The 10,129-nt window shown below is 68.4% G+C and carries 7 protein-coding genes; 4 read left to right on the forward strand and 3 right to left on the reverse strand.

All coding sequences use genetic code 11. From position 1 onward, the window contains the following. Window positions 1–100: 100 nt before the first annotated feature. Both RTM68_RS02810 and dxs read left to right on the forward strand, forming a co-directional pair. Window positions 101–2,938 (forward strand): aconitate hydratase, encoded by a 2,838-nt coding sequence (locus RTM68_RS02810; RefSeq protein ID WP_312168038.1) that lies wholly within the window; start codon window positions 101–103, stop codon window positions 2,936–2,938. Between the two features lie 169 nt (window positions 2,939–3,107). After that, a complete protein-coding gene (dxs, locus tag RTM68_RS02815) occupies window positions 3,108–5,048 on the forward strand; it encodes a 1-deoxy-D-xylulose-5-phosphate synthase (protein WP_312168039.1) in 1,941 nt (646 codons plus the stop codon). 4 nt (window positions 5,049–5,052) lie between these two features. Here dxs and RTM68_RS02820 read toward each other — a convergent pair whose 3' ends face one another. From RTM68_RS02820 to RTM68_RS02830, 3 genes are all read right to left on the reverse strand, one after another. Further along, a complete protein-coding gene (locus RTM68_RS02820) occupies window positions 5,053–5,748 on the reverse strand; it encodes an SPFH domain-containing protein (RefSeq protein ID WP_312168040.1) in 696 nt (231 codons plus the stop codon). Between the two features lie 153 nt (window positions 5,749–5,901). Then, window positions 5,902–7,347 (reverse strand): glycerol-3-phosphate dehydrogenase/oxidase, encoded by a 1,446-nt coding sequence (locus RTM68_RS02825; RefSeq protein WP_312168042.1) that lies wholly within the window; start codon window positions 7,345–7,347, stop codon window positions 5,902–5,904. Then, window positions 7,344–7,949: a helix-turn-helix domain-containing protein gene (locus tag RTM68_RS02830; RefSeq protein WP_312168044.1), complete on the reverse strand. Its 606-nt coding sequence runs from the start codon at window positions 7,947–7,949 to the stop codon at window positions 7,344–7,346. Before RTM68_RS02830 ends, RTM68_RS02825 begins: the two co-directional genes overlap by 4 nt. Window positions 7,950–7,969: 20 nt before the next feature. Between RTM68_RS02830 and RTM68_RS02835 the strand changes: the two genes are divergently transcribed. Beyond that, window positions 7,970–9,592: an FAD-binding oxidoreductase gene (locus RTM68_RS02835; RefSeq protein WP_312168045.1), complete on the forward strand. Its 1,623-nt coding sequence runs from the start codon at window positions 7,970–7,972 to the stop codon at window positions 9,590–9,592. Window position 9,593: 1 nt separating this feature from the next. After that, a partial coding sequence (locus RTM68_RS02840) for a diacylglycerol kinase family protein (RefSeq protein ID WP_312168046.1) occupies window positions 9,594–10,129 on the forward strand: 536 nt, incomplete at its 3' end.

A 10,129-nucleotide genomic window follows, 5' to 3' on the forward strand; every position in this document is an offset into this window, starting at 1 on the left:
GGAGCAGACTGGTTAGGTCTGCCTTGCTAGCCGCAGGGGCTCGCTGGCGAGCAAGATGGAGGCGCCTGTCGCTCCCATCCGAATAGAAGGAGACGGATTCGTGTCCACGGTGAACAGCTTCGGTGCCAAGAGCACCCTGACGGTCGGCAGCACCGACTACGAGATCTTCCGCATCGACACGGTGCCCGGTTTCGACAAGCTCCCGTTCAGCCTCAAGGTGCTCCTTGAGAACCTGCTTCGCACCGAGGACGGCGCGAATGTGACGAAGGCGCAGATCGAAGCACTGGGTTCGTGGGATGCCGCGGCAGAGCCGAGCACCGAGATCCAGTTCACGCCGGCCCGTGTGGTCATGCAGGACTTCACCGGTGTTCCCTGCATCGTCGACCTCGCCACCATGCGCGAGGCCGTGACGGCGCTCGGCGGCGACGCGAACAAGATCAACCCGCTCTCGCCCGCAGAGATGGTGATCGACCACTCGGTCATCGCAGACCTCTTCGGCTCCGAGAACGCGCTCGAGCGGAACGTCGAGATCGAGTACGAGCGCAACGGCGAGCGCTACCAGTTCCTCCGCTGGGGCCAGACGGCGTTCAGCGACTTCAAGGTCGTCCCGCCCGGAACCGGCATCGTGCACCAGGTGAACATCGAGCACCTTGCCAAGGTCATCTACGACCGCGACGTCGACGGCGTGCTGCGCGCGTACCCCGACACCTGTGTCGGCACCGACTCGCACACCACGATGGTCAACGGCCTTGGCGTGCTCGGCTGGGGCGTCGGCGGCATCGAGGCCGAGGCTGCGATGCTCGGCCAGCCCGTGTCGATGCTCATCCCGCGCGTCGTCGGCTTCAAGCTGTCCGGCGAGATCCCCGCCGGTGTCACGGCGACGGACGTCGTGCTCACCATCACCGACCTGCTGCGCAAGCACGGTGTGGTCGGCAAGTTCGTGGAGTTCTACGGCGAAGGCGTGGCATCCGTGCCGCTGGCCAACCGCGCCACGATCGGCAACATGTCGCCGGAGTTCGGCTCGACCGCCGCGATCTTCCCGATCGACGACGTCACGCTCGACTACCTGCGCCTGACCGGCCGCAGCGACGAGGCCGTGGCTCTCGTCGAGGCCTACGCCAAGGAGCAGAAGCTCTGGCACGACGCCTCTCACGAGCCCACCTTCAGCGAGTACCTCGAGCTCGACCTCGGCACCGTCGTGCCCTCGATCGCCGGCCCGAAGCGTCCGCAGGACCGCATCCTCCTCTCCGAGGCGAAGTCGCAGTTCGAGCACGACATCCTCTCGTACGCCTCGGCGTCGACCTCGGACTCCGTCGTCGACCTCGAGTCGAAGCACTCCTTCCCGGCGTCCGACCCCGGTTCGGTGCCCGGCGAGGAGGAGCCGACCACGACGCGTCCGGTGCACATCAACAGCGGAGCCCCGGCCAACGCGTCCAAGCCCGTGCCGGTCACGACGCCGTCCGGCGAGAAGTACATCCTCGACAACGGTGCGGTGACCCTCGCAGCCATCACGTCGTGCACCAACACCTCGAACCCGTCGGTCATGATCGCCGCAGGCCTCGTCGCCCGCAAGGCGCTCGAGAAGGGCCTCAAGCAGAAGCCGTGGGTCAAGACGACGCTCGGCCCCGGCTCGAAGGTCGTCACGGACTACTACGAGAAGTCCGGACTCGACAAGGACCTCGAGGGCCTCGGCTTCTACACCGTCGGCTACGGCTGCACGATCTGCATCGGCAACTCGGGCCCCCTGATCGAAGAGGTCTCCGCGGCCATCAACGATCACGACCTCGCCGTGACCGCCGTGCTCTCGGGCAACCGCAACTTCGAGGGTCGCATCAGCCCCGACGTGAAGATGAACTACCTCGCCAGCCCGCCGCTGGTCATCGCCTACGCGCTGGCCGGGTCGATGCACTTCGACTTCGAGAACGACGCGCTCGGCAAGGGAACCGACGGCGAAGACGTCTTCCTCAAGGACATCTGGCCGACCCCGGCCGAGGTCCAGGAGCTCGTCGACTCGTCGATCTCGCGTGAGCAGTTCATCAAGCAGTACGCGACCGTCTTCGACGGCGACGAGCGCTGGCGCAGCCTCCCCACTCCGGATGACGACATCTTCCAGTGGGACGAGAACTCGACCTACGTGCGCAAGGCGCCGTACTTCGACGGCATGACGATGGAGCTCACCCCGGTGCGCGACATCGAGGGCGCGCGCGTCATGGCGACCCTGGGTGACTCGGTCACGACCGACCACATCTCGCCCGCCGGAAACATCAAGGCCGGTACGCCTGCGGCTCAGTACCTCACCGAGCACGGCGTCGACCGCAAGGACTTCAACTCCTTCGGTTCGCGTCGAGGCAACCACGAGGTCATGATCCGCGGAACGTTCGCGAACATCCGTCTGAAGAACCTGATGGTCTCGGCCGTGAACGACGGCCAGGTCGTCGAGGGCGGATACACCCGCGACTTCACCAAGGAGGGCGGCCCGCAGTCGTACATCTACGACGCGAGCATGAACTACCAGGAGCAGGGCACCCCGCTCGTCATCTTCGGCGGCAAGGAATACGGTTCCGGCTCGTCGCGCGACTGGGCGGCCAAGGGCACGAGCCTGCTGGGCGTCAAGGCGGTCATCACCGAGAGCTTCGAGCGCATCCACCGCTCGAACCTGATCGGAATGGGCGTCGTCCCGCTGCAGTTCCCCGCCGGCGAGAGCTGGGAGTCGCTGGGTCTCGACGGCACCGAGGTCGTCTCGATCTCGGGTCTCGAGGAGCTCAACGACGGCACCACCCCGAAGACGGTCCGCGTGACCGCCACGCCGACCGTCGACTCGCCCGAGGGCAAGCAGGTCGTGGAGTTCGACGCGGTCGTCCGTATCGACACCCCCGGTGAGGCGGACTACTACCGCAACGGCGGCATCCTGCAGTACGTGCTGCGTTCGCTGGTCTGATCGCACAGCCGGAAAGGGCTCGGTTCTTCGGAACCGGGCCCTTTCCGCGTGTCAGCACCCATGTCAAGGGGGAATCGCTCTCCGAGCTTTCCCGGATGCCCGAGGTAGGATCGAGCAGGCGTCCGTACCGGAATCGGATGCCGCCAACGGTGCCTATGAGGAGGTGCAGATGCCCATTCTTCCGAGCATCTCAGGACCCCGTGATCTCGATGCCCTGTCCGAGGACCAGCTCGTCGAACTCGCGGCGGAGATCCGCGACTTCCTCGTCGAGAACGTGTCCCGCACCGGTGGGCATCTGGGCCCGAACCTGGGCGTCGTCGAGTTGACGATCGCCCTGCACCGTGTCTTCTCGTCGCCGGACGATCCCTTCATCTTCGACACCGGCCACCAGTCGTACGTGCACAAGCTGCTCACCGGTCGGCAGGACTTCTCGTCGCTGCGCCTGAGGGGCGGCCTCGCCGGGTACCCCCAGCGCGCCGAGAGCCCGCACGACGTCGTCGAGTCGTCGCACGCGTCGAGCTCGCTCAGCTGGGCCGACGGGGTCTCGCGTGCGCTGACGGCGACGGGGCGGGCGGACCGCCACGTGGTCGCCGTTCTGGGCGACGGCTCGCTCACCGGTGGCATGACGTGGGAAGCGCTCAACAACATCTCCGACGACAACGACCGCAATCTGGTGATCGTGGTCAACGACAACGGTCGTTCCTACGCCCCGACGATCGGCGGCATGTCCCGCTATCTCAACCGCGTTCGCACGGCTGCCGCCTACAAGGACCTGCACCACAAGTCCGATCGGCTCTTCCGCGCCTTCGGCCCGGTGGGGCGAGCGGTCTTCCGCGGAGTAAGGGGCGGCACGCACGGGTTCCTCTCTCGCTTCACGAACAACGAAGCGCTGTACTCCAACCTCGACATCAAGTACCTCGGTCCCGTCGACGGACATGACCTCCCCGCGCTGCTCGAAACCCTGGAGCTCGCCAAGTCGTACGGAGCACCGGTCATCGTGCATGCGATCACCGAGAAGGGCCGTGGCTATCAGCCGGCCCGCGATGACGAGGCAGATCAGTTCCACGCGGTCGGTCGTATCGACCCTGTGACGGGCGAGACGCTCTCCTCCGGCGGAACGGGCTGGACCGACATCTTCTCCGATGCCCTCGTATCGGTCGGTGAGCGACGGAGCGACGTGATCGCGATGACCGCGGCCATGCTCCGCCCGACCGGACTCGCCCCGTTCGCCGAGCGGTTCCCCGATCGCGTCTACGACGTCGGTATCGCCGAACAGCACGCCGTCGCATCTGCGGCGGGTCTCGCCTTCGGCGGCCTGCACCCGGTCGTCGCGCTGTATGCGACGTTCATGGGTCGGGCCTTCGACCAGGTGCTCATGGATGTGGCTCTGCACCGGGCCGGCGTCACCTTCGTCCTCGATCGGGCCGGTGTCACCGGTCCCGACGGTCCCAGCCACCACGGCATGTGGGATCTGGCCATGCTGCAGATCGTCCCGCACATCCGCATCGCCGCCCCGCGAGACGGAGCCCGTCTCCGCGAGGCGCTCGACGAAGCGGTCCTCGTGGAGGATGCACCCACCGTGATCCGGTTCCCCAAGGGGGATGTCGCTCCGGAGCTCCCGGCGATCGAGCGACTCCATGACGGGGTCGACGTGCTCGCGCGGGGTGAGTCCGAGGATGTGCTCCTCGTCGCCATCGGCCCCTTCGCTGCCCTCGCGATGGATGTCGCGGAGCGTCTCCGCGCCCAGGGAATCGGCGCCACGGTGATCGACCCTCGATGGGCGATCCCGGTGCAGCCGTCGATCGTGAGCATGGCCGCACGCCACCGTCTCGTGATCACGCTCGAGGACGGCATCCGCGTCGGAGGCATCGGCACGCGCGTCCGTCAGGTGCTCCGCGAGGCCGGAATCGATACCGCAGTCGACGAGCTCGGCCTTCCGGACGAGTTCATCGATCATGCGACTCGCGACGAGATCCTCGTGGACGCCGGCCTGACCGCGTCGAAGATCGCGCAGGACGTCGTGTCACAGGTGCTCGGAACCCGCATTCCGGTCGCTCGGCATGCCGGCGAGACCGGAACGATCGACCTGCCCCTTCGCGAACGCAGCTGATCTCTCAGTTCAGCGCATGCAGCGCCGCGACGGCATCGTCGCGGCGCTCGGTGTCGCGGAGGGCGGACGACAGCAGATAGCCGTCCGTCAGCGCGTCGCCGGTGACCATGACGCGCACGAGTTCGACGCCGCACGCGCGACGCACATCCCCGGCACTGGCCGCGATGATCCGCGTGTTGATCTCGTCATTGTGAGGAAGCTCGGCGCCGTCCAGCCCTCGGATGACGTCTCGCAACGCCGCGCCGACGATGTTCGACGCTCGCTCCGTGACATTGACCACATCGAGCTCGAACACGCGCAGATCTCGACCGGTCGGTATCGGGCGCCACTCGAACGACGCATGCACCCGGTGCTGGTGCCCGCCGGCTCCGGTCATCTCGCGCGCGGGCAGATCGGTCGCCCGGCAACGCACATCGATGAGTCTGTACCAGTAGAACAGCGGGAACGCCCCGTGCGATCCCGGGTCGAGCACCACGACCTCGCCGACCGCACCCCCGCGGGAAGTGGGACGACGCTGCGGCCTGTTGCGGATGATCGGCTTTCCGTTGCGCGTGCGGATCGCCGCCCAGCCCTCATCGACGGTGACGACGAAGATCTTCAACAGCGCCGGAACCACCAGAAGAATGGTGAGAATCGCTGTGCCGGTCTTGAACAGACCCGACATTCCCTTACCGCCCAGCATCGAGAGGAGCATGTCCATGACACCACTGTGCCGGTTGCAGGCGCGCGTGTGGGCGTTCTGAGGCACGAGGACTCGGGAGTTCACATGCTGTTCGATGGACGTTCGTCGCGGCGCCGCGATGCGGATACTCGGTGTCCGTCGACGGCGCGTCGGCAACGACCTCGGGAGGTCTCAGCCGAGGTTTGAGAGGATCTCGGAGATCGTGCGCTCGACAGTCGGCCTCATCCGCTCGCGGTCGGCCTCCACGAGCCCGACTCGGGTGCGTCGGTCGAGGACGTCGTCTGCGGTGAGCGCGCCCTCGGCACGCACCGCGAAGTCGACCTGCGCACGCGACAGTCGGCCGTCGACGGCGACGTCGGACATGACGCCGGCTGTGTCGGTGAGTCGGAGGGATGCCGTCCGACTCGGAGCGACCCTCAGGCCGCGGAGCCTCGACGCGAGATCGACCGCATCCTCGGCCATCCTCCGGTACGTCGTCAGCTTGCCGCCGAGGACGTTGACGAACCCGGCTTCCGCGATCCCGACGAGATGGCGCCGGGAGATGTCGGCGGTCGAGTCAGCTCCCGTGTCTACGAGCGGGCGAAGTCCGGCGAACGCACCGCGGACCTGGTCACGCCGGATCGGCTCCGCGAGCACACGATTGAGCGTCGCGAGCAGGAAAGCGATCTCTCCCTCCGTCGGGGCCGCGACGTGCGGCACAGGTCCCGGAGCGTCCTCGTCCGTCAGGCCCACGATGACGCGCCCGCTCCGCTGCGGCAGCGCGAACGCGTAGCGGCTGATCGATCCCTCGTGGGGGATCGTGAGCGCCGCCGACGGGTGCCCGAGCGCGGCGGCATCCAGCACGATGTGGGTGCCGCGGCTGGGGCGCATGGTGATCGATCCGTCGAGGGTCCCGGCCCATACACCCGTGGCGTTGATCACGCTGCGGGCGCGGATGTCCAGTCGCTCTCCGGTGAGCACATCTTCCGCCGCCGCACCGTCCGCGCTCAACTCCCGTGCCCTGACCCTGGTGAGGATGCGCGCGCCGAGGCGTGCGGCGGTGCGGGCGACCGTCACGACCAGGCGTGCATCGTCGAGGAGCTGGCCGTCGTACGAGAGCATGCCGCCGCGCAAGCCTCGGCGCGAGAGCGCGGGCATGAGATGCTGTGCGGTGCGCGCCGAGACGAGCCGCGGCGACGGGAGTGTCGTGCGAGGGGTCTGCGCTCGCATTCGCAGCAGGTCACCCATCGCCATCCCGAAGACTCCGGCGGCGCGCTGTCGCGCGGTGACGCCCTCGGTGAAGGGCAGAAGCTGTCCGAGCGGTCGGATCAGATGCGGTGCGATCACCGTCATCAGCAGGTGGCGCTCGAACGCGCTCTCCTTCGCCGTCGCGACGTCGCCGGTGGCGAGGTAGCGGAGGCCGCCGTGCACGAGTTTGGAACTGAAGCGGCTCGTGCCGAACGCGAGGTCGTCGGCGTCGATGAGGGTGACGGTCAGTCCCCGTGATGCGGCATCCAGCGCGACGCCCACGCCCGTGATGCCGCCGCCGATCACGAGCACGTCCACGGTCTCGTCCGCTGCCTGTGCGAGTTCCACGGCCCGACGTACGACGTTGAGGTCCGGGGAGTAGGAGGTCATGGCCGGAGCAGCCCGTCGAGAGCGGCCCGCAGCTCGCGCTCCCACGACTCCTCGGAGATCAGCTCTGAGACGGTGCCATGCGAGAGCACGGCCGACTGTGCGATGAGCAGCAGCATCACGGCGATCTCGCTCGAGTCTCCCGCCCGAACCGTTCCCCCCTGCTGCGCCGCATGGATCGACGTAGCCAGCCAGCGCAGGATCAGCCGCTGGCTCGAACCGACGCGCTGCAGCGTGTAGCGGGTGAAGACCTCGGGCTCGTCCGCGAGCAGTCGCCCGTAGACTTCGTCGGCTCGGAACTGCGTCGTGAAACGCAGAACGTCGTCGACGAGGTCCTCTCGAGTGTCGGCGCGGACCGGGAAGCCGGCGACGATGCCCGCGACCCGTCGGAGGAGCGCTGCTCGCACGACATCGTCGGCGTCGTTCCAGCTTCGGTAGATCGTCGGTCGGCTGTGCCCCGCACGGCGCGCGAGCTCTGCGATCGTGACGCCGTGCACGCCGCGCCTGCTGATCAGCTCGTCGGCGGCGTCGAGGATTCGCGCCTGGGTGGGATCCCACTCGGTTGGCGCGATCGTCGTCGACGCGGTCACTTGACGTTCTTCCATGATCTGTCACACTGTAACGCATGAGTCACCAGAGCGGCAGGGTCGCCGCGGAATCGGAGATGCGGTGGAACGGCTGGGGCGACCCCGCGAAAGCCGATGATCTTCCCCGCGCCGTGCGGGCCCTGCTGCCGCTTCTGCTCGGACGGATCCGCAAGCCTGCCGCACCGGTGGAGCTCCACGACGTGCAGCTGGACGCGACCGCGCTGCGAGCGAACGACGGCGCGGCATTCGCGGAGATCGTCGGCCCCGGCCGGGTCGACATGTCCGACGAGGCGCGCATCCGGCACGCGGGCGGACGCTCGACGCCGGATCTGCTGAGACGTCGCCAGCTCCATCAGAGTGTCCCGGACGCCGTGATCCTGCCCGGCGATCACGACGAGGTCGCCGCCGTGCTCGCGGTCGCGGCCGACCGCGGCGTCGCCGTCATCCCGTACGGCGGCGGCACAAGCGTGGTCGGCGCTCTCGATCCCGAACGCGGGGACCACCACGCGGTCGTCAGCCTCGACCTGCGCCGGCTCACCGGCCTCCTCCGCCTCGATGCCGTGAGCGGCGAAGCGGTTCTTGCGGCAGGTACGACCGGGCCCGACGCGGAGGCGCTGCTCACCGCGCACGGATACGAACTCGGCCACTATCCGCAGAGCTTCCGATACGCGACGATCGGCGGGTTCGCGGCCGCTCGGTCGTCGGGACAGAATTCTGCGGGCCACGGCCGCTTCGAGACGATGGTCACCGGCATCCGCGTGGCCACGCCGACCGGCGACATCGACCTCGGGCGGTCGCCGGGCTCAGCCGCGGGTCCCGATCTCATCCGCGTGTTCCTGGGCTCCGAAGGCATCTTCGGGGTGATCACCGAGGTCCGGGTCCGCGTCCATCCGATCCCGCACGAGCGGGTGCTCGAGTCCTGGACCTTCCCCGACTTCGCGGCGGGTACCGCCGGCCTCAGGGCGGTCGCCCAGCACGTCGGCGGGCCGACCGTCATCCGCCTGTCCGACGAGGCCGAGACCGCGGTCAGCCTGGCCCAGGTCGGCAGGATCGGCAGGGCTCTGTCGAAGGGGGCAGCGGTGGTCACCGTGTACGAGGGTGACGGCATCGCCGAGCGCCGAGCGCGTACGTCCGCGCTGCTCGCGGCTGCCGGCGGCGTCTCCTCCGGCGAGGGGGCGGCGGAGGACTGGCTCGACGGACGCTTCGACGGTCCGTATCTGCGTGACGCGCTGCTGGACGCCGGAGTGTTCTGCGAGACGCTCGAGACGGCGACCACCTGGGCGAACCTGCACGCCCTGAAGGCCGGGGTCACCGCGGCCCTGCGCGACGGCTTCGCGGATGCCGGAGCCAAGTCTCACGTCATGTGCCACGTCTCCCACATCTATCCGACGGGGGCGTCCCTGTACTTCACCGTGCTGGCCGGCGTCCGCTCCGACCCGCTGAAGGTGTGGGCCGAGGTCAAGGCCCGAGTGAACGACGCGATCATCGCGAGCGGTGGCACGATCAGTCATCACCATGCCGTCGGCCGGGATCATGCGCCATGGCTGGAGCAGGAGATCGGTGAGACCGGCGTGCGGATACTGGCCGCGATCAAGCGAGAGCTCGACCCGCAGGGGATCCTCAATCCCGGAGCCGTGATCACCGTCGATAGGACGCGCTGACGTGGGCGACCACATCGCCCTGCTCTCGAACCCGTCCGCGGGCAAGGGGCGCGCCGGTCGCGAGGCCTCCGCAGCGCTGGCGCACCTGCAGGCTCGCGGCGCCGACGTCCGCGTGTTCACCGGTGACTCCGCCGCATCGAGTGCGGTGCTCGCGGCGCAGGCTCTCGCTGAGGGCCCGCGGGTCCTGGTGGTCGTCGGGGGAGACGGCACGCTGTCCGGCATCCTCGACCTGCTGTGCGCGACCTCCGTTCCCGTCGCGCTGGTCCCGGCCGGCACGGGAAACGATCTCGCCCGGGCGCTCGGTCTTCCCCGGCACGATCCGGTCGCCTCGGCGGAGCTCGCGCTCTGCGGGGTCGCCAGGTCGATCGACATCGGAGAGATCCGCACCGCGGGCCGCGTGGCGCCGTTCCTCACGATCGCCGCGCTGGGGTTCGACGCGAAGGTCAGCGACCGCACCAACCGGCTCCGCTGGCCCCATGGCGTGCTGCGCTACTACCTCGCCGTCGTGATCGAGCTTCTGCGCCTCCGCCCGATGGA

The sequence above is a fragment of the Microbacterium sp. genome (genome assembly GCF_031988965.1).
Lineage (GTDB): Bacteria > Actinomycetota > Actinomycetes > Actinomycetales > Microbacteriaceae > Microbacterium.